Raw genomic sequence first — 23863 nt, forward strand, 5'->3', positions numbered from 1 at the left:
TAAATCTATTCAATCTCCATCTGTTATTGACAAAGCAACGCTAAGCGCTTCTACCAGTGCCCCAGCCTTATCTTGTGTTTCCACATATTCCTTTTCAGGATCGCTATCAGCCACAATACCCGCACCGGCCTGAATATACACTTTTGACTCGGTAACAAGCATGGTTCGAATCACAATACAGGTATCCATATTCCCGGAAAAATCGAAATAACCAACAGCACCTGCGTACGGACCGCGCTTGGTGGGTTCCAGTTCGTCGATAATTTCCATGGCCCGGATTTTAGGCGCCCCGCTGACCGTCCCTGCCGGAAAACAGTGTTTAAGGGCATCAACCGCTGTTTTATTATCGGCCAATTCTCCCTTCACGTCCGACACAATATGCATAACGTGAGAGTACCGTTCGATCACCTGCTCGCGGACCGGCTTTACTGTGGCAGGTTTGCAGACACGTGAGAGATCGTTGCGTCCCAAATCGACCAGCATAACGTGCTCAGCTAATTCCTTGGGATCGTTTTTGAGATCTTCCTCCAGTTTTAAATCATCTTCTGGCGTGTTACCCCGGGGACGTGTCCCTGCAATTGGCAGTAACTGTGCGGTTTCATCCTGCACGCGGACCAATACCTCTGGCGATGAACCTACCAATCCAAAATCATCGAAATCAAGAAAGAACAGATACGGCGACGGATTTACCATCCGAAGCGCGCGATATAACATAAAGCGATCTCCACTAAAATCCGTTTCAAATCGTTGAGATAGCACTACCTGAAAGATATCACCCTCATAAATATACTCCTTGGCCTTTTCAACCATCTGCTCGAAGTCAGGCTTCGCAATATTACTGCTAAGATTATCCGGATTGATGGAGAACGAATCGGTTGAGCGCTCGGGCTGATAAACAAGTTCCTCCATATCATCAAGCGATTGCTGTGCATCTTTGAACAAAGCCTCAGCAGATTTTTCGTTCTTATCATCCACAAAAACTGTTTTAATGATAATCACCTGCTGTTTTACATGATCAAAAGCATACACTTCATCATAAAATGCCCAGATAGCCTCCGGGATATTCAGATCGTCTTTCGGAACATCGCCCAATTCTTCTACTTCGCGTACCGTATCATAGGATGAAAAACCAACAGCCCCTCCGGTCAATCGTGGCAAATCAGGCAGTTTAGGTTCACTGTGCTGAGTTGTTAATTCTTTAAGCGCATCAAAATACGGCCGTTCAAGAACTGCTTTGCTGTCATCTTGCTGCAAGCTTACCTGTTCCCCATCGTATTTTAGAACCTGATAGGGATTGCGTCCCAAAAAGGAGTATCGTGCTACTTGTTCTCCGCCTTCTACAGATTCCAACAAAAATGGATAATCAGCACCTTTACGCAGTGATAGAAAAAGTGAAACCGGCGTTAGTACGTCGGCCATTAGTCGCCGATAAACCGGCACGGCCGTATAATCTTTTGCTAATTTTTTAAATTTAGCTAATTGCATAAAATTTCTGTTATAGATGCTGAAACAAATTCAGCACACCATTTGATTATATCTCAGTCAATAAACAAAAAAGCCCACTCCAGTTTCCTGCAGTGGGCTCTAAAGAATTCTTTTCTTCAAACTAACTCATAAAAATGCCACTGCCTGCATATGTTGCTTAACAGGCCACCACCAACTGATATTTTTATGAGTCGATTTTTTCATAACGCTCTGAAGATAGTATCCGTCAAACCGAAAATCAAAAAGTTTATTTCGAAGTAATAACAACTATATTTGAGTGCTAATTAGATAGCTAGGATAATGATAATTCCAATATAAGAATACTTTTCTTCCCACGGGAAGTATCACTTGTCGAATAAAACGAACAATTATAAGATCCAAAACCACATTGGAAGAAACCTAAGACCATGAGTTGTAACTCTACAAGCATTTTAAGTTTTTTTGTGTTCCTATTTTTAGGAATTTCTGCTACTGCCCAAGATTCTGGTCTCGATATTTTGAGCATTGGTCCGGGCACACAAGCCTTGGGATTAAATGAGGCCGTAACCGCAGAACTCTTGGGAGCTACCAGTCTGTATTCCAACCCTGCCAACTTAGCGATAGAAAACAGTTCAACCCTCAATGCCGACTATACTTTGTGGATTGGCGACCTTACGAACACTCATGCCGGTGTAAACCTACGCAAAAACCATCGGGCTCTTGCCTTTGGATTCCTGACCTCAGAGGCCGATAATATACCGTTGCGAGGAAACCAACCGGGTCCGCCCGATGGAACGTTTAATATTAGCACTATTTCACTGAGCGGAGGCTATGCCCACCGGATAGGACCTTTAGCCTTGGGGATCACACTGCAATATTTGCGAGAAGAATATTACATTTATAACGCATCAGGATATACTGCTAGTTTGGGTACCGCGGGGGACTTTTTGAATGGTCGTATTCGGATCGGCGCCGCCTTATTAAACCTTGGAAAAATGAACAAGCTCAGAAACCAATCAACCGAACTTCCTACTACGCTCAGAACTGGGTTTAGTGCTAAGTTATTCTCCTTTACACCACCTCAGAATAAAAACTTTCCAATATCCATAGCATTAAAAAATGATCTCGTTTATCCGCTAAAGGATTCTCAGCAAACCACTCAGACAAATAGCTCTAATAACCTCTATACCAATATTGCAGTAGAGATTTTACTGGCAAATATTATTGCTTTAAGAACAGGTTATAAAACCGGAGATACCGTTCGTCCCTGGAGTGCGGGCCTGGGTTTGGATATGGAATCAATATCAGCAAATTATGCTATTATTCCTTTTAAGACGGGATTTGGGACCGTGCACTCCTTAGGCCTAAGCTACCGATTTTAGCCAGCGCTTTCATCAAAAAGCTCATCGTCACCAAAAGCCTCTTTCCAAAACAGGTAAGCTCCTACTAAGATCCCCTTCAGGATAAAAATGGAAAATACAATCATTAATCCCACTTCCTGAAAAAGAAGAATTAGTATTCCGTACACAATAAAAAGGGAAAGCTTAATTTTATGTTTTCGAACTGACTGTTTATCAAAACTTGGCATTTTATCAAAGGGAATAGTGCTAACCATCAGAAAGGAAAGAAGAATAATCAATGGAATTAAAATGGCGTTTATTCCGTATTCAAAGCTTTCAAATAACTCAAGCTGATTATAGAAAGTAAGATAAAAAGCAGCAATCATGATGGCCTGCCCCGGTATGGGAAGTCCTTTAAAAAAATCTTCCTGCGTTTCCTGAACATCCACATTATAGCGAGCCAGACGTACTGCTCCACAGAGTGGTGGCAAGGCACTTAGAATAATTCCTACAAATGGGAGTTCTGCCAGTCCGAATGAATACAACAGAAAACCCGGTGCCACTCCAAATGAGACTACATCGCTGATAGAATCTAACTCGATACCAAATTGGCTGGTGGCGTTAGAGAGGCGTGCCATAAATCCATCGAGCGCATCAAAGAGTCCCGCAAAAACAATAAGCCATGCCCCAAAAAACAAGCGTCCTTCAGCAATACTGATAATAGCCAAAAAACCGCAGAACAAATTCATCAACGTAAAAAAACTGGGAATGACGGTGCGAGGAATCTGCTTCCTTGAACGACCATTTTTTCTTTTTTTACGCTTTCTACGACGACGAAATCGTTTCCACTTTTGTATGGGATATTTCATCTTATGGGGTGATAGTAGCTAAAATTGTCTTTCCGGCTACGGCTTTTTCGCCTTCCGAGACATTCACCTCGACTTCCGGCGGAACAAGTATATCCATTCTGGAACCAAACTTCATCATTCCGAATTTATTTCCGACCTCGAGTTTATCCCCTTTTTCGATATGATAAACAATTCTACGTGCAAGAAGTCCGGTAATTTGTCTAAAAAATATTTTTGCCCCTGACGGATGCTTTACTCCAAAATCAGCACGCTCATTTAACTCCGAAGCCCGGTGATCATAAGCCGCAAGAAAAATCCCAGGCTCATATTCAAGATATTCCAGGGTCCCCGTTACCGGAATCCGATTCACGTGTACGTCAAGGGGAGAAAGAAAAATACTAATCTGGGTAGCAGGGCCTTTGATATATCTATCCTCTTCGACCTCTTTAATTTGTACAATTTTTCCATCAGCCGGTGAAAGTACCACATTATCATCTACGGTTATTTCCCGATCGGGATCACGAAAGAAATACAAAATAAAAGCAACCAACAAGGCCATGGCCGTATACAGAAGATAGGCTGTCCAATGGGGCTCAATGTATCGAGCAATTCCACTAACGATTAATGCAAAGATAACAGTTACAAATATAGTTGTATATCCCTCGCGTGCAAACATATATAGGTATATTTAGTTAGCCGAACTGTCGCAGAATATCATTGAAGGTAACAAAAATAAAGAGAGCTATGATGAGCAGAAATCCAATTTGCTGGAGTGCCATTCGTACTTTGGGAGAAGGCTCGCGCCGGGTAATTCCTTCATAGATCAAGAACACCAAATGACCGCCATCGAGTACGGGAATGGGTAAGATATTCATTATGGCAAGAGTAACACTGAGAAATGCCATAATATTCCAGAAGCCAGTAAACCCACCACTATCAGTAGCCTGTTTCGTTAACTGTGCAATAGCAACCGGACCACCTAAATTGTCCCGAACTGAGATGTCCCCAGAAAATAGCTTGGAGAAACCCCCAATAATGGCCGAAACAGTCTGATTTGTTCGATCAACACCTACATCAAAAGAGGCAAAAAGGTCATAATTAAATTTATCCACCTCAAAAACATCTGCTACTGAAGGGGCGTATATTCCCAACTTATTATTAGCACCAGGTTGGATAGAAAATTCTAATTGCTGACCTGATCGATCAACAACAAGAGAAACAGTATCTTTTGCGCTCCCTATTTCTTGAACCAAGTGAGACCAGTGTGATACTTTTTCCCCATTGATCTCTATGATACGATCTCCTGCCTGTAAACCTGCTTTGTCCGCAGGTGTTCCTTCAGCAACTTGACTAATTTTGCTGGGAAGAACATTGGCAACTGTAATTAATCCCTGTTGACCTATCTCATCAAGCAGACTATCAGCCACAGGAACTGTAACTTGCTGTCCATCTCTCATGACCATGTAACTTAGCGAAGAAGCCATCATTTTATTGGGTGAAAACAGATCCTGGAAATAAGGCACTTCTTCCCCATTCACACCTACCAACTTGTCGCCGGATTGAAATCCCACTTGAGCAGCCAGGGAGTTTTCTGCGACGTAAATACGGTCTACGCTATCGAGCTTAACCTTTGTTTCTCCATTCGAAAACGCCAATCCTGCATAAATAGCAACGGCTAGAATCATGTTAAAAATGACTCCTGCCGTAATCACAATAATACGCTGCCACACCGGCTTACTCCGGTATTCCCAGGGCTTAGGCTCTTCGTCCAGGTAATCATCGTCCATGCTTTCATCGATCATACCCGAAATTTTTACATAACCGCCCAATGGAGTAGCCCCAATACAGTAATCCGTCTCTCCTTTTTGGAAGCCCCAAATACGAGGAGGAAATCCGAGCGAAAAGCGCTCTACCCGCATTCCAAACAATTTAGCTGCTAAAAAGTGCCCCAACTCGTGAAAGAACACCAAAATTAAAAGGGCTGCCGCAAAAATTCCCAGCGTTGATAATAAACTTACAATCCACTCCATGAAACAAGATAATTCTTATATAGTTAGTGCCAGTTCTCTGGCTCGTTGATCTACGCTTTTCAATGATTCTAACGTAACTGGTCCCGAATTATTTAATTGATCCAAACACGATTCTATGATTTTTGGGATGTCAATATACGTAATTTCTTTATTCAGAAATCGCTCTACTGCTATCTCATTGGCCGCATTCAAAATAGCCGGTGCTAATCCTCCTTCTTGAATAGCTTCATTTGCTAAACGTAAGCAGGGAAACCGATCGTAGTCAACCGGTTCAAACGTCAAATCAAAAGCCGACTGCCAATCCAATCGAGGAGCATCAAGCGTTATACGCTCCGGATACGTAAGCGCATACAAAATAGGAACCTGCATGGTTGGGGGCCCCAGCTGGGCTTTACTTGATCCATCTGTAAACGTAACCACCGAGTGGATCACGCTTTGGGGATGAACAACCGCTTCAATTTTTTCTAACGGCATGTTAAACATCCAGTGAGCCTCAATTATTTCAAGCCCCTTATTCATCATCGTGGCCGAATCTATGGTAATTTTTGCCCCCATCAACCAGTTCGGATGGTCAAGTGCATCATCTACCGTAATATCTTGCATCTGTTTTTTTGACCAAGTACGAAATGGTCCTCCACTGGCCGTGATAACCAGCTTTTCTATTTTGTCGATGGGTTCTCCCACCAAACACTGAAGCATTGCGCTGTGTTCAGAATCTACCGGGATGAGCTGACTTCTGTCGTGCTTAATTAGCTCATTTATGATTTCTCCCCCAACAACCAGGGACTCTTTATTAGCCAGTGCCACCTTTTTACCTGCCTTTAAGGCTTCAATGGTAGGCTCAAAACCTGAATATCCTACCAAGCTGTTTAGTATTACATCAGCCTCCTCAAGCGTAGCAAGTTCAAGCAACTGCTCATGCCCAACAAGCAATTCTGTATTCGAGGGCATTTTTTCTCTTAATTCATCAGCATATTGATCACTAGCAACCAGCGCATACCGCGGCTGAAATTTCCGTACCTGTTCCAATAGTTTTTGCCAACTGCTGTTACAGCTGATACCCAGCACATTAAAACGATCAGGATGCTCCCGAACAATTTGCAGTGCCTGTTCACCGATCGAACCGGTGGAACCCAATATGACAATATTCTTCTGTTTCAAAAGCAGTAATTCAATTTCAAAAGAGCTCTGAAGATAGATAAAATGAGATAGAACTCAGAATCATTTATCACCTAAAAAAGTTCAGCTAATATTCCATTTCTTTGGCCATTTTGTACATCAAGCCATGGGCCAAAACAGTTTCTTTAAGTGTAGGTGCATATCCCCCTGAAAGTAATAATACAAGTGGCAAATTCTGCTGCACAACTTTTTGAATTACTAATCTGTCACGCCGTTGTAATCCTTTCTTCGTTAATGACAACCGTCCAAAATGATCAGTCTCAAGCGGATCAATTCCACCTAAATAAAATACCAAATCGGGATTAAAATCCTCAAAAATCACATCCAGGGCATCACCGAGGGTTTTTAAATATTGGTCATCTTTGGTGTTATCCGGTAATCCAATATCCAGCGAAGAAGGTGGTTTTTTAAAGGGATAGTTCTTTTCACCGTGAAGGGAAAAGGTAAAGACATTGGGATTATCCTTGAAAATAGCAGCAGTCCCGTTTCCCTGATGGACATCACAATCAATAACTAGAATATTTCTTGCCCACATTGATTGCTGTAACACCTTGATTGCAACGGCAACATCATTAAAGACACAGAACCCTTCACCAAAGTCTGCCATAGCATGATGTGTGCCCCCGGCCAGATTCCCCGCAATACCATCCTGCAAAGCCATTATCGCTGCATTGATTGTTCCCTGTACAGCCAAACGTGACCTGATCGCCAATCTTTTTGACCAAGGCAACCCTAAGCGACGTAATTTCTTTTTATTGAGATTGCCCTCCATTATGCCATTGGCATAATCTTGACTATGCACCATTTGTAAATTGGCCATATCAACCATTGACGGAGCGACAACATCAGAAGAAGCGATAATATTTTCTTCCAGCAAATATCGATGCAGTCCTTTAAATTTTTTCATTGGAAATATATGTTCATCGGGAATAGGTGCATAATATCCCGGAGCGTAAGAAACTCTCACAATATTCAGCTACTTATTCTGAAATTTGGATTAGCGCTAGCATCCGCCCGCTTTGATTTCCCTCTCTGCGATAAGAATAAAATTTATCGGCTTCGCTAATAGTACATTCTTCTCGTATTTCTATCTGAGCATCGGGGATGCCTTCATCCAAAAGCTGATGCTTTATGAAGTTCTTTAAATCAACATGGGGCTTCTCAAAATCGGCATAATTTACAAATCGGTCCGGAAACTGTTCTGCAACTTCCATTCCTACTTCAAAGTTCTTTAGTGAAATACAGGGACTTACAAACGCTTTTATAGTTGATGGAACTGCTCCCTGCGCTTTCATCTTTTGTATTCCCCCGGGAATTATATCTCCTACAGCTCCACGCCATCCTGCATGGAGCGCTGCTATTACATTATTTTCGTCATCCCATAGCAAAACTGCGGCACAGTCTGCCACCTGAATTCCAAGCGTTAACCCCGGTACCTTCGTGACTAATCCGTCTGTTGAAGGATAGGTACCTCCACCAGTTACAATTTGCACCCTATTGCTATGAACTTGGTCAGCATAGGCTACCCAATCAGCATCAATATTTAAGCTATTGAGTAAAGCCAACCTGTTTTGGGCAACCTGTTCTTTTTTCTCGGGGGTATTAAAGCCCAAATTTAATCCTGCAATGCCCTGCCCGGGGCGTTGAAACGCTTGGTTTTTAAGGGTAAACCAAGCCCGGATATCTTTATCCTCCTGCACAATTTGAGGAATAATGACAGAGAATTCAGTTTTCAAGTTTTTCATAAAGGGTATCTCGTATAATATTAACGGGGAACGGATGACCGGTCCACAGCTCAAAAGATTTACTACCCTGTTGAATCAACATCTCCAATCCATCTATCGTTTGGGCTCCGACTTTTGATGCTTGTTTTAAAAATTTTGTTTCAACAGGATTATACACAATATCATAACATATTTTTGCTTCAAGATAATGCTTCTCCTGATCACGAACCGGAGATGAATTCGTTTTGGGATGCATTCCCAAAGGGGTAGCATTGACAATCAACAACGCTTCATCGGCAAAGGAGGTCCAGTTTTCGTAAGACACAATTTGTACTTGGCGATAATCTCTGTAAGAAGTAATACGGCTCGGTGATCGCGACACTAAAAAAATTTCCCCAACTCCCATCTTAGTTAATCCATACACAATAGCCCTGGCTGCTCCCCCCGTCCCAAAAATTACAGCTGACGCCCCTTCCAGCTCAAACTCATAAGCTTGTAGTGGGTCAATAAATCCGGCATAATCTGTATTGTATCCCTTGAGCTGATATTCGTTTTTAACAATTGTATTAATGGCACCAATTTCTCGGGCTGAGGAGTCGATATCATCCATATAATCAGCGATCGACTGCTTATAAGGAATAGTAACATTTGCCCCCAAAAAGAGATCACTATTAAAAAAAGAAGCTAAATCAGTGAGCTCATTATGTTGTACATCTACGGCATAATACTTTGCATCGATGCCATGATGTTGTAAAGCAATATTATGCATCATTGGAGACCAACTATGCTCCACCGGATGGCCGAGGAGCAAATAATGAGGACGTTCACTATCGGTACTCTGAACAAATTGAGAAAGGGTCATACAATTTATAGACAAAAAAAATGCGCACTTTTCAGTGCGCATTTAAAAAGTTACTAAGTGTGAAATTAGTTATGCTGCTGCCTCTTCTTCGGCTTCTGCTTGAGCTTCAGCTTCCTCTTCTTCAATTTTTGCAATGGTGTCATCAGCCTTTTGTTTAAATGTTCCATCTTCAGCCTCTTCCTTAAAGCGCTGGAGATCTTTTTTCATCTGGGCAGGGAGTCCCTTGATAAAATTGGCTAATTCTTCGTCAGGCTCACCATAAAACGTTCGGTAATCGAGACTAAAATCAACTCGTGTACGCTCTCCATTATCAAGTGGCGTAAAACGAATCGTCCCGGTTTGGTTTAGATTACCATTGATAGTAATCCAAGCGAAACGAGTGTTTCGTAAATCATCAATGATGTTAGTGGTCCATTCGAAATTTTCGCCACCGAGTGTAGTAGAAAATTCGAATGTCTGAGAATTTATCTTGTTGACTTTTTCAATTCGTTCAAAGAAGTGAGGAAAGTAAGTTGGATCACTTAAGTATTCATAGACTTTGGCTAGAGGCAGGTCAACTTCAATTCTTTCGTGCGCCATAATTTATACTTCAGAGTTGGTTAAAATTAAAAATTGAAAGATATTCTAAGGAGATTTTCAATTTTGTAGTAAGGTTAATCCACAATGCGATAAAGATAAGCATTTTATCTGTTTTCAGCAATAAATTTCGCGCTTAAGTTTGAATCTATTTTTAAGACATCGATTAACTTTTCTGCATTGAGAGTCTCTATATCCCCAAAATTATCGCTTGTGAAAAAAATATTAAAACCCCTCTCCCTCCTGTCACTAAAAAACCTAAAGGAAAACCATTACCTAAGAGAAATACCTTTGATCAACATATTGCCAAATTTGATCATGAACTTTGTCAACAGGTTTTGTTGCATCAACAGTAATAAAACGATCTTCACGTGCTGCCAATTTATTATACCCCGCAATCACTTTTTCAAAAAAATCGTCACCCGCCAGCTCCATTCTGTCTTTTGTTCTAGCCATTCTTTTCTTGGCATCAACCAATGACAATTTCATGTAAATGGTCAAATCAGGCTTACGTTTATGACTGGCGATGGTATTTAGCTTTTGTATCTCTTGAAGAGGCACCGATTTTCTCCCATGCCCTTGATAAGCGGTTGTGGAGTCGAAAAACCGATCTAAAATAACGACTTTTCCCTCTTCAAGTCCCGGCAACACATTTTCTGCCATCAACTGAGAGCGAGAAGCAGAAAACAATAGAAGCTCTGTAACGGGATCGATTTCAAGATCTGGATTTAGTAATATCTGCCTAATTTGTTCCGAAACAACCGGACCTCCCGGGTCTCTATAGACATCTACGAGAGCACCTTTTTCTTCAAGACGCTTACGTAATTTCTCTATCTGAGTAGATTTGCCACTTCCGTCAATCCCTTCGAAGGTTATAAACACGTTATCACATTTTATATTCAAAAAACTGTCTTCTGAATATAAGAATCATCTAAGTTTCAACGAACTTGTTTTGTGATTGGAATAAGGCAACCCAAAAGCACTAGAATTCAAAATCGTCCATCATTTCCGGGGGCTCTTTGTCCAATGCTATGGCAAGTGCCAAATAAATCAGAAGCGAGGTTCCCCCGCCTGCAAACATAGTAATTATAAATAATGCTCGTATCACTCCCGCGCTAATTCCAAAGTATTTGCCCAATCCACCACAAACACCCGCAATTTTTTTATTCGTTCGGGACTTGTAAAGCTTTTTAGTCTGCTTAAAAGCATAGCTATCAAATTGTGATTTGCTACCTGAGGAGTTACTTTTCTTTTGATTCTTACGCTTACCTTTGGATCCCAAATCATTATTTAAGGTAAAATCTTCTTCTTGATCTTGCGACTGCCCAAAATCATAATCAAAATCATAGCTTCTTGATGATTGTTGCTTCTTCTTGGACTTCTTTTTGTCGCCTACGAAATATCCAAATCCCACCATTGTAACGATAATACCCCCAACGAGCGGCAATAGTTCAATAAGGCCGGAAAGATCAGGTCCGATGGATAATCCTATCGTTTGAATTATGAAAACCATTCCAACGAAAAACATGGCAATACCCGCAATTGTTGAAAAATTCCAGATATTTGTGTTTGACTTCTTCTCATCTTCGAGAAACTCATTCATCGTGGCCTGGAGTTCATGAGCCTCAAAGTCTAACAAAGAATCCGAATGCTGTTGCTTGGTCCGCTGTTTCATGTGATCTGCCATAAATTTATGCCCATTGTTATATTGTTAACAGCAAGTATTACGTATAAATATGGGGCTGTGTTACACTATGTGCAAGCAAATTAATCTTTAAGTAAGATACGCTTTTCTGTAATAATTTTATCCAGTGATATATCAAAATTTTCAGTTGGCAGCTGTTCAACAATAGTAATATCAAACGATAGTCCTATTTTCGGACATCGAACGTCTTTTAAAAAACGATCGTAGAATCCCTCTCCATATCCAATGCGGTTACATTGTTCATCTCCTCCAACCATGGGGACAATCACAAGATCAATTTTTTTCGGCGTTACCTCCTCCCCTTTCTTGGGTTCGAGAACTCCCCATTTGTTTTCTTCAAGATCGGAAAATAATTTTAGTCGAAGATGTGTAAGCGTACCACTTTCAAAATTAGTCACTGGTACTACAACATCCTTCCCTTTTTCAATCATTTCTTTGATGAGCACCCTGGTTTCGACTTCTCGGCGCTCATTCATGGATACATAACAATGGATTGTTTCAGCATTACGGTACTCTTTCTGCTCTTTTAATTCGTCAACAATATCTGCAGAAGCGCCATAGAATTCCGGTTCAGAAATTGTCTTCCTTTGATCTAATAACTGCTGCCGTAATTCTTCCTTCTTTTTATGAATATCCAAAACTACAGATATATTAGTTTATGGTGATCGAAATCCTCATTCGATTCAAGAGTATTTAACAGTTTATCCCAAATGTCAACGCCGTACTTATTCATAAAAAATATGCCCGCAACGGTTCGCTCTTGCAGCCCATCTCCCGGAAACAAATTGGCTTTAATTCTTCGAATTCGATTCAGCTGTGTTTGATCTTGCTTTTTCACTGAACGGTAAACCTTACCTTTCAATTTATTCAGCTCATTAACATATACAGAAGTTGCTTTTTCAGCTGCTGCCTCAAGTGTAGGATCTATTTCCGCAATATCTTTCTTTTTATTATCCGAGAGTTCCTCCACCCGCGACTGCCAGTCTTCAAATATGGCTTCAATATCATGCTGATCGGTTCTGTCCACATAATCAGATTCCAGATCTTCAATCCGTTTACCATATTCATGAAATTCGAATGGTAGTTCGCCAAGAATACGATTGATGGCCGGTTCAACCAGTGTGGCACTTAGCCGTGGAAAAATAATCGGCATCTCCATATCAAAACTTCGGTACATGCTTTTCATTTGCCCGTAATACGCGGTCTCTCCGGGGCCTGCAACGTATCCAACCGTTGGCAGCAGGGCATCCTGTACGATAGGTCGTAAAAACACATTGGGAGAAAAGCGATCCGGATGAGCATCTATTTCATTTATAAGTTGAGCAGTGCTCCATTCGACATTTCCATCAGTTTTCCAGCCATCACCGTTTCGACTTATTTTTGTACGCCCGGTTTCGTCATCAAGATAGAAAAGGTTGGAGTCATAAAGAGTGACTTGCTGATGGTAGTCCTCAGAAAGATCTGCACTTTTACTTTCGAGCTCATCTCTAATTTTATCAGCTTTTTCTATTGATGCTTTAAGATATGCCCCTGTTGCAGCTTTAACATCGTGATTATTGCTGCCGGCTAATACCAGGCCGTGCTTTGAAAACAGACGGCTGATGTATAATCCAAATGCTTCAAAAAATGAATGGTCGTCTTGAAAACATTCATCCAGCAACTCCCAGAGATCATCGGAAAAATCGGTATCATACAACGATTCCTTAAGCTGATTTCTGATCTCAGATATTTCATCGGGAAGCGATAAATCTGCAACGGTTGGCAGATGGTTATTTTTGGGGGGTAGAGAAAGGGACTTAGGCTCATCTTTTTCAATAATAGTAAGCTTACGAACCTCCTCATAATCATGATCTTCATCCGCAAGCCAAAACACCGGAACAACCGGACGACCATAATCTTTTTCGAGTTTTTGGGCGATGTGAATAGTGCTTATGGTTTTTAAGACCGTATATAAGGGACCGCCATAAATTCCCAATTGTTGACCAGTAACAACAACCAATGCATTCTCCTTTTCAAGGCGTTCAATGTTACGAATGGCCGCCTCATGGACATCAAACTGTTTGTTTAAAGCAAATAAAATAGACGCGGTCTGCTTCCGATCACCCTGAAATCCAAAATCATCTACTCGTTGTGAGATGGCTTTATGATCAAATGGATTGGTCTCAAAAAAGTTATTGACCTCATCAAAATTGTGAATATACGTTTTAAAAAGCTTCGAAAATGGAAGATCCTGAAAAGAGTAATTGGTAATCTGCAATGACCCTATCCTTTAAGTTTTTGAATTTCATCCCGAAGCCGAGCAGCCTTTTCATAGTTTTCGGTATCAATAGCAGTTTGGAGCTCATTCTCAAGACGCTCTAACTTGCTCATTTCTTTAGGTTGATCCTGAGATTGCGAACTGGTTGTTAAATCTCCGGTTGATTCCCCCTCCGAGACAATACCGGCTTCTTCCAAAATTTCACTTGCAACGTATATCGAAGCATCAAAACGAACAGCCAAAGCAATGGCATCACTGGGACGTGCATCTTGTTCCATCTCTTGGCCATTGTCATCATAGATGATTTTTGCGAAGAACGTACCTTCACTTAAATCATTTATGAATATCTGTTGTACATTCGACCCAAAATTCTGGATCATATTTTTTAGCAGATCATGTGTCATGGGTCGGGGCGGCTTTATGTGTTCCAATTCTAAAGCAATGGCCTGTGCTTCAAAGGTCCCTATAATGATTGGCAACCGGCGGTTGCCATCAACTTCATTTAAGATTAGCGCATAAGCTCCTCCGCTGCTTGGGCTTGTCGAAAGCCCTAATATGTCCATCTTGACTTTATCCAATGGTAAATCGTTTTCTTTTAATTAATGATGTGAAAATATTGCAAGTAAATTTACTGATTTTTACGGTACCCGTAAACTTTAGAATCAGGTTTAATAAACGTATTTTTCGAGCTAAATGTTTGATTAAATACAGATCAACTGTTAATGCTTAATTATGGCTATTAAAAAAGAATCACCGAAAATTAATTCCATAAAATGGGGTACCGTCAAAACAAGTGATGGAAATATTTATAAGGATGCAAAACTTTTCCCCGGTGGTTCACGCGAATGGGATTGGAATGAAACGGGCACCCATCATAATCCCGGCATTCAACCCGCTGATGTCAAGGAATTAGTGACAAAAGGCGCAAATGTCATTGTTCTATCGAAAGGATTTTATAGACGATTGGGAATAAGTGAACAAACAACTGATTTTCTCAACGAAAATGGCGTAACATTTTATATATTAGGCACGGAAGAAGCTGTGGAAAAATACAACGAGATCCGCGAAGAAAATTTGGCAGGGGCACTCATTCATTCCACCTGCTAAATAACCTAGACAAAACAAAAATCAAGTAACAATGTATATTCATTTTAAATAAGAAAGGTGTCCAAAATTTGTATGTTTTCAGATTCAGATGTCCTATATTCTTTGCCTAAATTTCATTGACATTACGACCCATTGCCACTAATTTCAGACTGATCAAAATTAATCTACATAACCAATGTTTGAGAACTACTTACCAATTGTAATTCTGGCCGGTGTCGCAGTCGTTTTGGCTATCGTTTTGATGGGGTTATCTCGTCTACTGGGGCCATTTCGCCCAAACAAAAACAAACTTGATCCATATGAGAGTGGCATGGATCCTGTTGGTGATGCGGCCGACCGCTATTCTATTGCTTTTTATCTGGTAGCAATGGAATTTATTGTCTTTGATCTTGAAGTTGTATTTATCTATCCATGGGCAGTGAATTTTCTCGAATACGGCGTTGGAACTATTGTTGCCATGGTTGTATTTATTCTTATCCTATTTGTCGGTCTGCTCTACACCATTAAAGTGGGCACGCTCGACTGGGATGCAAAGCAAGGAATGTTTAATTAATCAAATTTAGCCTATACACTTATGGGTATTGAAAGTTCACTTGGTGACGGTTTTCTCACCACTAAAGTTGATGCACTTACAAATTGGGCACGCTCGAATGCGGCTTGGCCTATGCCAATGGGATTAGCTTGTTGTGCCATCGAAATGATGGCTTTTGCCGGTCCAAAATATGACGCTGCTCGTTTTGGTTCTGAGGTAATGCGTTTTTCCCCCCGCCAGAGTGACGTCATGATTGTTGCAGGATGGGTAAACTATAAAATGGCACATGCTATTCGTCGTATTTGGGATCAAATGCCCGATCCCAAGTGGTGCATTGCTATGGGGGCTTGCGCATCAACCGGTGGCATGCATCGTTGCTATGGTGTAGTACAAGGTTGCGACAATTTTTTACCGGTAGACGCGTACATCTCCGGATGTCCACCGCGTCCTGATGCTCTCTTGCATGCCCTGATGAAAATACAAGACAAAATACGTACCGAACACTCCGTAACGCTCGATACTTAATATGGAATTAGAATTATCTAAAACACTCCAAAACACGGTTGATAAATTATCCGAGAAATTTGAGGATAGCTTTATCAAAGTTTACCAATCTACCGGGGATACGTTTATCCTTGTAGAACCTCAAAACATTGTAGATATATGTCGATATCTTAAAGAAGAACTACATTATATCTATTTAACCGACATCTTTGGCATTGATCGATTTACTTCAGAAAATCGCTTTGAGGTTGTGTATAATCTCATTTCATTGCGTAACCGTGAAAAACTTTTTCTAAAAGTACGTCTTCCGGAAGAAGAGCCGGTTATGGATTCTATTACGGATGTTTGGCAATCTGCCAGCTGGATGGAACGTGAGGTTTATGACATGTTTGGAGTGAAATTTGATAATCACCCCGACTTTCGTCGCATTTTTATGCCCGAGGATTACAACTATTATCCTTTGCGCAAAGAGTTTCCACTGTTGGGCATTCCGGGTTCTATTGAACTGCCAAATACAACGCCTGACACTGAGTAGTTTTAATTATGAGTAAAACAAGACTTGTCGACCAGCTAGATTCAAAATTTTTTGAGGAGCATCAGAACAAGCTCTATCAGGCTCTCGAAGATAAACACACAACAATCGAGATGCTTGATGAGGATGATCCGCTCAATACTAAAATGGTGCTTAACATGGGTCCACAGCACCCCGCCACCCATGGAGTGTTGCGCCTTATTCTACAATTGAGGGGAGAGCTTATTGAAAAGGCAAAAGTCGATATCGGATATCTGCATCGGGGGGTGGAGAAAATTGCAGAGAATAAAACGTACCAGGAGTTCATGCCTTATACCGATCGCATGGACTACCTTTCTCCGTATAGTAATAATGTTGCGCTTTGTACTGCAGTCGAAAAAATTGCAAACGTTGACGTACCAGAGCGTGCTCATTACATACGGATGATCGGTTGTGAGCTGGCCCGTATTTCTTCTCATCTACTCTGGCTTGGCACTATGGTCATGGATGCCGGCGCTGTATCATTCTTTATTTGGACCTTCCGAGAGCGTGAAAAACTTTACGATATTTTTGATAATATTGGTGGGCATCGCTTCACGATTTCTCATGCTCGCATCGGTGGTGTTGCCAATGATCTTACTGATGATGCTCTCGCAATGATAAAAGATTTTGTTAACGAGTTCCCGCAAGAGCTTAAAGATTTTCACGGACTGCTCGATCGTAATAAAATTTTCTTTGACAGGAACCGCGAAGTTGGAGTTTTAAAACCTGAGGATGCTTTAGAAATCGGGGCTACCGGTCCTACCCTCAGAGCATCGGGATATGCTTATGATCTCCGTGATTTTTCCCCCTATGCTCGTTATGATGAGGTGGACTTCGAAATCCCAACCCGACTCGAGGGCGACAATCTTGCACGATATTATGTACGGATGGAAGAGATGCACGAAAGTATTCGTATCATCCGTCAATGTCTTGATAAGCTTCCGAAAGGTCCCGTAAGAACGGATAACGCCAAACAGGCTTATCCTTCGAAGGATGAAGTTTATTACTCGATGGAAGGTATGATTCATGATTTTATGATGACGGATACCGGAATTTGTCCCCCCGAAGGTGCCGAGGCTTATCATGCCGTTGAAGGTCCTAAAGGTGAACTGGGATATTATATTCAAAGTAATGGAACCGGGCATCCATGGCGGCTAAAGATCAACTCTCCTTCATTTAAAAACTTACAAGCTCTTGAAGATATGCTTGATGGAGAGATGGTTGCTGATACAGTTGTAATTATTGGTGGAGTGGATCCCGTGTTGGGAGAAGCAGATAAATAAAACTAAAGTAGTGGGAATTTTCTCCCATTTCTCGAATCATAAGATAGCATAATTTAATGGCTGAATTGTCATTTACACAGGAAGAACTTGAAGAAATAGAACGCCTTAAGGCTAAATTTCCAACGGCCAAAGCTGCCACCCTTCGCGTTTTATGGGTTGCTCAGCAAAAATACGGGCATGTAGAAGCAGAAGTACAAAACTTAGTTGCTGATACACTGAACGTTCCTAAATCTCACGTACATGGTGTAGCTAGTTTTTATACACAGTATTATAAAGAAGAAAAAGGGGAATTTGTTCTGGACGTCTGTACCTGTCTAAGCTGTCAACTTTGTGGAGGCTATGATATTTTACATCACCTTGAAGAAGAATTAGGTATTGAAGCAGGCGAAACAACTGACGATGGCATGTTTACCATCCAGGAAGTTGAATGCCTCGGTGCATGTGGATATGCCCCCATGCTACAGGTAACAAATGGCGTTTATGTCAACAACCTGACTAAAGAGAAGGTTGATACCCTCTTAGAGAATCTTAAAAACGGTAATATGCCGGAGTTTGAATCGATGGCAATGCCGGAATTGGAAAAACGAAATCAAGCTGCCTCAAAATAATGGCTCAAGACTGGAAATCATTTGAACCACTGCTTATTCCTGATATTCCCAATCTGGAAAAGATTGATATATATGAGGAAAACGGTGGCTACGAAGCGCTCAAAAAAATATTAAATGACCGTGATACATGGTCGCGAAAAAGTGTTGTTGAAGAAGTAAAACAAGCAAATATTCGTGGTCGAGGCGGTGCCGGATTTAACGCCGGACTTAAATGGAGTTTCATGCCCGAGCCCGATGGCGGCCCCCGTTATTTGGCCTGTAATGGTGATGAATCTGAACCCGGGACCTTCAAAGACCGCAAAATCTTTGAGTACAATCCCCATCTTTTTATTGAAGGGGCACTTATTGCGTCATATGCAATGACCATTGATACTATTTATGTCTATATCCGCGGGGAATACATCTCATGGGTTGACATGTTTCAAAAAGCTGTTGATGATGCCTATGAAAAAGGATACCTAGGTGAAAATGTTTTAGGCACTGATGTTTCTATTGATTTAGAAGTTACTTACGGGGCCGGTGCCTATATTTGTGGTGAAGAAACAGCTATGCTTGAATCACTTGAAGGTAAACGAGGATATCCTCGTACCAAGCCCCCCTTCCCAGCCCAAAACGGCTTGTGGGGACGTCCGACAACGATCAATAATATCGAAACATTGGCTAATGTTCCGCTGGTGATCAACAATGGCGCCGACTGGTATGGTGATATTGGAGCCGAAGAACATCCCGGACCGGTTCTTTACGGAATTTCGGGTCATGTAAATCAGCCGGGAGTTTATGAATACCCAACCGGAGTACCTGTTTTGGACTTGATTAATGACGTGGCAGGTGGAATTCGAGGTGGTAAAGACCTTAAAGCCATTATTCCTGGAGGTTCATCTACTCCTCCTTTAAGAGCCGATCAACTTGATGGCGTAACCATGAACTCTGACTCTCTTAAAGATGTAGGGTCGATGATGGGTACAGCCGGATTGGTTGTGATGGACGAAGATACCGATATGGTAGAGGTGCTTTGGAGAATTGCCCATTTCTACCACCATGAATCATGCGGGCAGTGTACTCCCTGTCGTGATGGTACCGGCTGGCTCGAAAAAGTCTTAAAGAAGATCAAAGACGGAGAAGGAGAAATGAAAGATCTTGATCTTCTTCTTGATGTTGGCAACCAAATGGAGGGTCGTACGATATGTGCCCTTGCCGATGCTGCCGTATGGCCTGTACGTCATACCATCAACCGGTTTAGAGACGAATTTGAAGAACGATGCAAGAAATCTGTTCACGCAGTTGCGTGATTTAAATAACAAATCACAAATATCAAATTGCATGAGCGCAATTCGGTTTGTGAATTGAAATTTACTCAACATTATGCCAGAAGTATTTATAGACGGTAAACGTTACGAATATGATGAGGAAAAGGATGAAATGCTGCTCCAGTTCATTCTGGATCAGGGATTGGAAGTTCCCTTTTTCTGTTATCATCCATCTATGTCGATACCTGCCAATTGCCGGCAGTGTATGGTCAAAGTCGGTACCCCTGTAAAAGATCAAGAAACCGGGGAATATGAACTGGATGAAAATGGCGAACGTAAAATTCGTTGGTTTCCAAAGTTCCAAACTTCCTGCTCTACCCGTCTTCAAGATGGAATGGTAGTTCTTACACAAGAATCATCTGATGAAGTAGCGCGTGCACAAAAAGACACCCTGGAATTTATTCTTATCAATCACCCGTTGGATTGCCCTATCTGTGATCAGGCTGGTGAATGTCCGCTGCAAATTCAGACCTATAAATACGGACCTGAGGGAAGTCGTTTTGAAGTTAAAAAGGTACATAAACCCAAGCATGTAGACTTAGGTCCTCGTGTTACCCTTGATGCCGAACGCTGTATCAACTGTACTCGCTGTGTGCGCTTTACTGAGGAAATTAGCGAAACGCACCAGCTTACGATCGTTCAGCGGGGTGATGATAATTATCCTGCAACGGCACCCGGCGAAGAATTTGATGACCCCTACTCTCTCAATACTGTTGATATCTGCCCTGTAGGAGCACTTACCTCGACCGATTTTCGTTTCAAGGCTCGTGTTTGGGAAATGAATCAAACCCCCAGCATTGATATTACAAATGGAAAAGGATGTAATATCGACTTATGGACAAGAGACAATGAAGTGCTCCGGATCACTCCCCGACAAAATGAAGAAGTCAACGATTATTGGATGCCCGATGAGGGACGTCAGGCCTATAAACAGTTTAACGAGAATCGTGTTGACCGACCATCTATCAAGCTTGATGGCAATAATCAATCGAATACATCATGGAATAACGCCATTGAAACTTTTGCTGAGGTATTAGAAGCCAACGACCCCAATGATATTGCTGTCATCGGAAGTCCTCACGCATCGGTAGAAGAAAATTACGTTTTCAATAAGTTTTTTAATCTTTTGGGAGTGGATAATGCCAAGTTCACTTCGCATGTCATCCCCGGCTCAGGCGATGATTTTTTGATTACTGATGACCAGGCTCCAAACACCAATGGCTGCCGGGTAATTAATCTGGATGAAACGGAAGAATCATCCATACAGACAATCGCTGAGGCTGCTAAAGTAGTCATCATCTTATCAGATGATTTGATAGGACGCGATGTTCTTTCGGCCTCTAATCTCGATGAATCCTATACCATTTCGCTGGCAACCAATCACAATGAAACTACCAAAGCTTCAGACTTGGTCATTCCTATAACATGCGTTGCTGAACATGCCGCTAGTTATGTAAATGTGGATGGCCGCATTCAACGCTCCTACCCTGCCAAAGAAACAAAGTATACAAATCGACGACTCAACCTTGAGATGTCAGAAGGACGTCTTGACCGTTTTGGAACTAACTTTGATAATTGGGTCAGCGAAGAAAACAAGGTAGATTGCCTGCCCGTTTGGGATTTTCTCACTAAGCTTGGGGACCGTTTGGGACTCAATTTCAAGTACGACCATTCTCGAGAAATTTTCGCTGAGCTCAGAAATTCAATCGATGAACTCAGTGATATTACTTACGAGCGCATGGATGAAGAAAACGGCGTTCAATTACCAATCAAACAAAAAGAAGTAAAAGCTTAAATAAGACCTTTAAATGGAACCAGTAACAACAACGTCATATATTGTTTTAGGTGTTGCATTATTTATGCTGCTTAACTCTGCAGCCATTGCTGTTTATGCAGAACGGCGCATAGCGGCTTCTATTCAAAATCGACTTGGCCCTAATCGTGTAGGTCCATTTGGTCTCTTACAACCTATCGCAGATGTCGTAAAACTTCTTCTCAAAGAAGATGTGACTCCGGCCCGTGGTTTTAAAACAATACATGCTATTGCTCCTATGATTCCGGTTATCACTGCACTCATGACGGTTGCCGTGATACCCTTCGGAGATGGATTATATGCCACTGATATTAATGCTGCTGTTCTATACTTGCTTGCTGTCAACTCGCTCGGTGTTTATGGGGTAACGCTCGGCGGATGGGCCTCTAACAGCAAATACTCGTTGTTGGGAGGCTTACGTGCTGCTGCACAAATGATCAGTTATGAACTGCCTATGGGAATGGCTGTTGCCTCCTGTATACTCTTTGCGGGCTCATTGAGCATGATTGATGTTGTAAATTCACAAGAAATCTGGTGGAACATTTTTCGCAATCCCATTGGTGCTGTAATATTTATTGTAGCTGCTTTTGCTGAAGCAAACCGAACGCCTTTTGATTTGGTTGAAGCGGAACAGGAACTTGTGGGTGGATTTCATACTGAATACAGCGGAATGAAATTCGGAATGTTTTTCCTTGCTGAATATATGCACGTAATGATTGGCAGCATGCTGATCACTACCTTTTTCTTTGGCGGATATCATTTACCTTTTGCAGGCTATTGGCTGCCGGAAATGAGTTCTCTGGCAAAATCAATATTGGATGTTTCTGTCTTTACCCTTAAGACCTTTTTCTGGGCATTTGTCTATATCTGGGTACGCTGGACTATTCCACGATTTAAATATAACCAAGTGATGAAATTGGGCTGGAAACGCATGCTTCCCATTAGTATCCTGAATTTCATTGTATTAGCCATCATTATATATGCATGGCATCATTACTTGGGATAAATTTTTGAATAGAATACAAAAGGGCAGAAAACAAAAATGTTTTCTGCCCTTTTTATTTTCCCCATCATTTAAAATCACTTCTTCAACTTTTTAAAACCGATGCTGTTTTCCCAGCCTTGAGAAAGTAATCCTTATACCAATCAACGAACTCTTTAATTCCTCTCTCATACCCAACTTGCGGCTGGAAATTTATATAGTTGAAAAGGTCATCAACATCTGCCCACGTTTTTGGCACGTCACCGGGTTGCAATGGCAATAAATTCCTTTCTGCCTCAAATCCCAGCTGCTTTTCAATCTCATGGATAAAATCCATTAATTTCACAGGTTGGCTATTGCCGATATTAAATACCCGGTATGGGGCAAAACTGGTTGATGGTTCCGGATTATTACCTGACCAGCTTTGATTAGGAGTAGGCGGTTTAGGAATTAATCGGTGTATACTTTCAATAATATCATCGATGTAGGTAAAATCACGCTCCATATTTCCGAAATTAAAAACATTTATCGGCTCATCGTTAACGATCGCATCCGTAAATAAAAACAGCGCCATATCCGGACGACCCCACGGACCATAAACCGTAAAAAATCGCAATCCTGTAGTAGGAATTTTAAAAAGATTGGAATAGGTGTGTGCCATCAACTCATTTGCTTTTTTCGTAGCAGCATACAAACTCATTGGATGATCAATATTGTCTTTTGTCGAGAAAGGCATATTAGTATTTGCCCCATAAACGGAACTCGATGAGGCATAAATCAAATGCTGCAATGAAGAATTACGAGCAGCCTCCAAGATATTTAAAAAGCCCGTAATGTTACTATCTATATACTGGTGGGGATTTTTGAGACTATGGCGCACTCCCGCCTGTGCAGCCAGATTTACTACCACGTCAAAGTTTTCCTCCGCAAACAACTCATTTATAATATTGCCACTCTCAAGATCAGCTTTTATAAAACGGAAATTTTTTTTCGTTGCACTTTCTATAACTACTTCATCCGTAATAGATTCTTTAATTAATCCCAATTGTGCCAGCCGGGCAAATTTAAGATCCATAGAGTAGTAATCATTGATGTTATCAAGCCCAACAACTTCATACCCTTCTGAAACTAACCGCTTTGCTAAGTGAAACCCTATAAATCCCGCTGCACCCGTAACTAAAATTTTCAT

The 23863-nt window shown here is 41.4% G+C and carries 25 protein-coding genes; 10 read left to right on the forward strand and 15 right to left on the reverse strand.

What is annotated here, in order from left to right; genetic code table 11:
- Positions 1-9: 9 nt before the first annotated feature.
- Positions 10-1485 (reverse strand): anthranilate synthase component I, encoded by a 1476-nt coding sequence (trpE, locus tag ACT3IB_RS03530; protein WP_491537641.1) that lies wholly within the window; start codon positions 1483-1485, stop codon positions 10-12.
- Positions 1486-1892: 407 nt separating this feature from the next.
- Between trpE and ACT3IB_RS03535 the strand changes: the two genes are divergently transcribed.
- Positions 1893-2846 (forward strand): PorV/PorQ family protein, encoded by a 954-nt coding sequence (locus tag ACT3IB_RS03535; protein WP_491537642.1) that lies wholly within the window; start codon positions 1893-1895, stop codon positions 2844-2846.
- On the opposite strand, the gene pssA is transcribed toward ACT3IB_RS03535, so the two are convergent.
- The 13 genes from pssA to ACT3IB_RS03600 all read right to left on the reverse strand — a co-directional run bounded on the left by pssA (position 2843) and on the right by ACT3IB_RS03600 (position 14563).
- A complete protein-coding gene (pssA, locus tag ACT3IB_RS03540; RefSeq protein WP_491537643.1) occupies positions 2843-3673 on the reverse strand; it encodes a CDP-diacylglycerol--serine O-phosphatidyltransferase in 831 nt (276 codons plus the stop codon). The two genes, ACT3IB_RS03535 and pssA, sit on opposite strands and share 4 nt — an antisense overlap.
- A gap of 1 nt (position 3674) precedes the next feature.
- Positions 3675-4328, reverse strand: a complete 654-nt coding sequence (locus ACT3IB_RS03545; protein WP_491537644.1) for a phosphatidylserine decarboxylase family protein — start codon at positions 4326-4328, stop codon at positions 3675-3677.
- Positions 4329-4344: 16 nt separating this feature from the next.
- Positions 4345-5682 (reverse strand): RIP metalloprotease RseP, encoded by a 1338-nt coding sequence (rseP, locus tag ACT3IB_RS03550; RefSeq protein WP_491537645.1) that lies wholly within the window; start codon positions 5680-5682, stop codon positions 4345-4347.
- A 15-nt stretch (positions 5683-5697) separates the two neighbouring features.
- Positions 5698-6843 carry a 1-deoxy-D-xylulose-5-phosphate reductoisomerase gene (locus ACT3IB_RS03555; RefSeq protein WP_491537646.1) on the reverse strand — a complete coding sequence of 382 codons (1146 nt, stop codon included), beginning with the start codon at positions 6841-6843 and terminating at the stop codon, positions 5698-5700.
- A gap of 85 nt (positions 6844-6928) precedes the next feature.
- Complete coding sequence (locus tag ACT3IB_RS03560; protein WP_491537647.1) at positions 6929-7768, reverse strand: histone deacetylase family protein; 840 nt, start codon at positions 7766-7768, stop codon at positions 6929-6931.
- Positions 7769-7841: 73 nt separating this feature from the next.
- Positions 7842-8606, reverse strand: coding sequence for a peptidoglycan editing factor PgeF (gene pgeF, locus ACT3IB_RS03565; RefSeq protein ID WP_491537648.1), 765 nt, complete (start codon positions 8604-8606; stop codon positions 7842-7844).
- A complete protein-coding gene (locus ACT3IB_RS03570; RefSeq protein WP_491537649.1) occupies positions 8587-9447 on the reverse strand; it encodes a shikimate dehydrogenase in 861 nt (286 codons plus the stop codon). The genes pgeF and ACT3IB_RS03570 overlap by 20 nt, the downstream gene beginning before the upstream one ends.
- 69 nt (positions 9448-9516) lie before the next feature.
- Entirely contained in the window at positions 9517-10026 is a 510-nt protein-coding gene (locus tag ACT3IB_RS03575; protein WP_491537650.1) for an SRPBCC family protein, read from the reverse strand.
- A gap of 273 nt (positions 10027-10299) precedes the next feature.
- Entirely contained in the window at positions 10300-10905 is a 606-nt protein-coding gene (tmk, locus tag ACT3IB_RS03580) for a dTMP kinase (RefSeq protein WP_491537651.1), read from the reverse strand.
- Between the two features lie 100 nt (positions 10906-11005).
- Complete coding sequence (locus ACT3IB_RS03585) at positions 11006-11710, reverse strand: PspC domain-containing protein (protein WP_491537652.1); 705 nt, start codon at positions 11708-11710, stop codon at positions 11006-11008.
- Positions 11711-11790: 80 nt separating this feature from the next.
- A complete protein-coding gene (locus ACT3IB_RS03590) occupies positions 11791-12366 on the reverse strand; it encodes a 5-formyltetrahydrofolate cyclo-ligase (RefSeq protein ID WP_491537653.1) in 576 nt (191 codons plus the stop codon).
- Between the two features lie 2 nt (positions 12367-12368).
- Positions 12369-13985 carry a bacillithiol biosynthesis cysteine-adding enzyme BshC gene (gene bshC, locus ACT3IB_RS03595; RefSeq protein ID WP_491537654.1) on the reverse strand — a complete coding sequence of 539 codons (1617 nt, stop codon included), beginning with the start codon at positions 13983-13985 and terminating at the stop codon, positions 12369-12371.
- 5 nt (positions 13986-13990) lie between these two features.
- A complete protein-coding gene (locus ACT3IB_RS03600) occupies positions 13991-14563 on the reverse strand; it encodes a bifunctional nuclease family protein (RefSeq protein WP_491537655.1) in 573 nt (190 codons plus the stop codon).
- A gap of 154 nt (positions 14564-14717) precedes the next feature.
- Between ACT3IB_RS03600 and ACT3IB_RS03605 the strand changes: the two genes are divergently transcribed.
- The 9 genes from ACT3IB_RS03605 to nuoH all read left to right on the forward strand — a co-directional run bounded on the left by ACT3IB_RS03605 (position 14718) and on the right by nuoH (position 22698).
- Positions 14718-15092, forward strand: coding sequence for an MTH938/NDUFAF3 family protein (locus ACT3IB_RS03605; RefSeq protein WP_491537656.1), 375 nt, complete (start codon positions 14718-14720; stop codon positions 15090-15092).
- A 175-nt stretch (positions 15093-15267) separates the two neighbouring features.
- Positions 15268-15645, forward strand: coding sequence for an NADH-quinone oxidoreductase subunit A (locus tag ACT3IB_RS03610; protein ID WP_491537657.1), 378 nt, complete (start codon positions 15268-15270; stop codon positions 15643-15645).
- 21 nt (positions 15646-15666) lie between these two features.
- A complete protein-coding gene (locus ACT3IB_RS03615; protein WP_322575111.1) occupies positions 15667-16149 on the forward strand; it encodes an NADH-quinone oxidoreductase subunit B in 483 nt (160 codons plus the stop codon).
- A 1-nt stretch (position 16150) separates the two neighbouring features.
- Entirely contained in the window at positions 16151-16663 is a 513-nt protein-coding gene (locus ACT3IB_RS03620) for an NADH-quinone oxidoreductase subunit C (RefSeq protein WP_491537658.1), read from the forward strand.
- 8 nt (positions 16664-16671) lie between these two features.
- Positions 16672-17964, forward strand: coding sequence for an NADH dehydrogenase (quinone) subunit D (gene nuoD / locus ACT3IB_RS03625; RefSeq protein WP_491537659.1), 1293 nt, complete (start codon positions 16672-16674; stop codon positions 17962-17964).
- 56 nt (positions 17965-18020) lie between these two features.
- Positions 18021-18572, forward strand: a complete 552-nt coding sequence (locus tag ACT3IB_RS03630; protein ID WP_491537660.1) for an NADH-quinone oxidoreductase subunit NuoE family protein — start codon at positions 18021-18023, stop codon at positions 18570-18572.
- Positions 18572-19861, forward strand: coding sequence for an NADH-quinone oxidoreductase subunit NuoF (gene nuoF, locus ACT3IB_RS03635; RefSeq protein ID WP_491537661.1), 1290 nt, complete (start codon positions 18572-18574; stop codon positions 19859-19861). Before ACT3IB_RS03630 ends, nuoF begins: the two co-directional genes overlap by 1 nt.
- A gap of 73 nt (positions 19862-19934) precedes the next feature.
- Positions 19935-21674 carry an NADH-quinone oxidoreductase subunit G gene (locus ACT3IB_RS03640; RefSeq protein WP_491537662.1) on the forward strand — a complete coding sequence of 580 codons (1740 nt, stop codon included), beginning with the start codon at positions 19935-19937 and terminating at the stop codon, positions 21672-21674.
- A gap of 13 nt (positions 21675-21687) precedes the next feature.
- Positions 21688-22698 (forward strand): NADH-quinone oxidoreductase subunit NuoH, encoded by a 1011-nt coding sequence (gene nuoH / locus ACT3IB_RS03645; protein WP_491537663.1) that lies wholly within the window; start codon positions 21688-21690, stop codon positions 22696-22698.
- An 82-nt stretch (positions 22699-22780) separates the two neighbouring features.
- Here nuoH and ACT3IB_RS03650 read toward each other — a convergent pair whose 3' ends face one another.
- Complete coding sequence (locus ACT3IB_RS03650; RefSeq protein WP_491537664.1) at positions 22781-23863, reverse strand: NAD-dependent epimerase; 1083 nt, start codon at positions 23861-23863, stop codon at positions 22781-22783.

The sequence above is a fragment of the Fodinibius sp. GM21 genome (assembly GCF_058386955.1).

Coding starts and splice junctions, on each gene's coding strand:
- trpE (WP_491537641.1), bottom strand. CDS start 1,485: ATGCAATTAGCTAAATTTAAAAAATTAGCAAAAGATTATACGGCCGTG.
- ACT3IB_RS03535 (WP_491537642.1), top strand. CDS start 1,893: ATGAGTTGTAACTCTACAAGCATTTTAAGTTTTTTTGTGTTCCTATTT.
- pssA (WP_491537643.1), bottom strand. CDS start 3,673: ATGAAATATCCCATACAAAAGTGGAAACGATTTCGTCGTCGTAGAAAG.
- ACT3IB_RS03545 (WP_491537644.1), bottom strand. CDS start 4,328: ATGTTTGCACGCGAGGGATATACAACTATATTTGTAACTGTTATCTTT.
- rseP (WP_491537645.1), bottom strand. CDS start 5,682: ATGGAGTGGATTGTAAGTTTATTATCAACGCTGGGAATTTTTGCGGCA.
- ACT3IB_RS03560 (WP_491537647.1), bottom strand. CDS start 7,768: ATGAAAAAATTTAAAGGACTGCATCGATATTTGCTGGAAGAAAATATT.
- pgeF (WP_491537648.1), bottom strand. CDS start 8,606: ATGAAAAACTTGAAAACTGAATTCTCTGTCATTATTCCTCAAATTGTG.
- ACT3IB_RS03570 (WP_491537649.1), bottom strand. CDS start 9,447: ATGACCCTTTCTCAATTTGTTCAGAGTACCGATAGTGAACGTCCTCAT.
- ACT3IB_RS03575 (WP_491537650.1), bottom strand. CDS start 10,026: ATGGCGCACGAAAGAATTGAAGTTGACCTGCCTCTAGCCAAAGTCTAT.
- ACT3IB_RS03585 (WP_491537652.1), bottom strand. CDS start 11,710: ATGGCAGATCACATGAAACAGCGGACCAAGCAACAGCATTCGGATTCT.
- ACT3IB_RS03605 (WP_491537656.1), top strand. CDS start 14,718: ATGGCTATTAAAAAAGAATCACCGAAAATTAATTCCATAAAATGGGGT.
- ACT3IB_RS03610 (WP_491537657.1), top strand. CDS start 15,268: ATGTTTGAGAACTACTTACCAATTGTAATTCTGGCCGGTGTCGCAGTC.
- ACT3IB_RS03615 (WP_322575111.1), top strand. CDS start 15,667: ATGGGTATTGAAAGTTCACTTGGTGACGGTTTTCTCACCACTAAAGTT.
- ACT3IB_RS03620 (WP_491537658.1), top strand. CDS start 16,151: ATGGAATTAGAATTATCTAAAACACTCCAAAACACGGTTGATAAATTA.
- nuoD (WP_491537659.1), top strand. CDS start 16,672: ATGAGTAAAACAAGACTTGTCGACCAGCTAGATTCAAAATTTTTTGAG.
- ACT3IB_RS03630 (WP_491537660.1), top strand. CDS start 18,021: ATGGCTGAATTGTCATTTACACAGGAAGAACTTGAAGAAATAGAACGC.
- nuoF (WP_491537661.1), top strand. CDS start 18,572: ATGGCTCAAGACTGGAAATCATTTGAACCACTGCTTATTCCTGATATT.
- ACT3IB_RS03640 (WP_491537662.1), top strand. CDS start 19,935: ATGCCAGAAGTATTTATAGACGGTAAACGTTACGAATATGATGAGGAA.
- nuoH (WP_491537663.1), top strand. CDS start 21,688: ATGGAACCAGTAACAACAACGTCATATATTGTTTTAGGTGTTGCATTA.
- ACT3IB_RS03650 (WP_491537664.1), bottom strand. CDS start 23,863: ATGAAAATTTTAGTTACGGGTGCAGCGGGATTTATAGGGTTTCACTTA.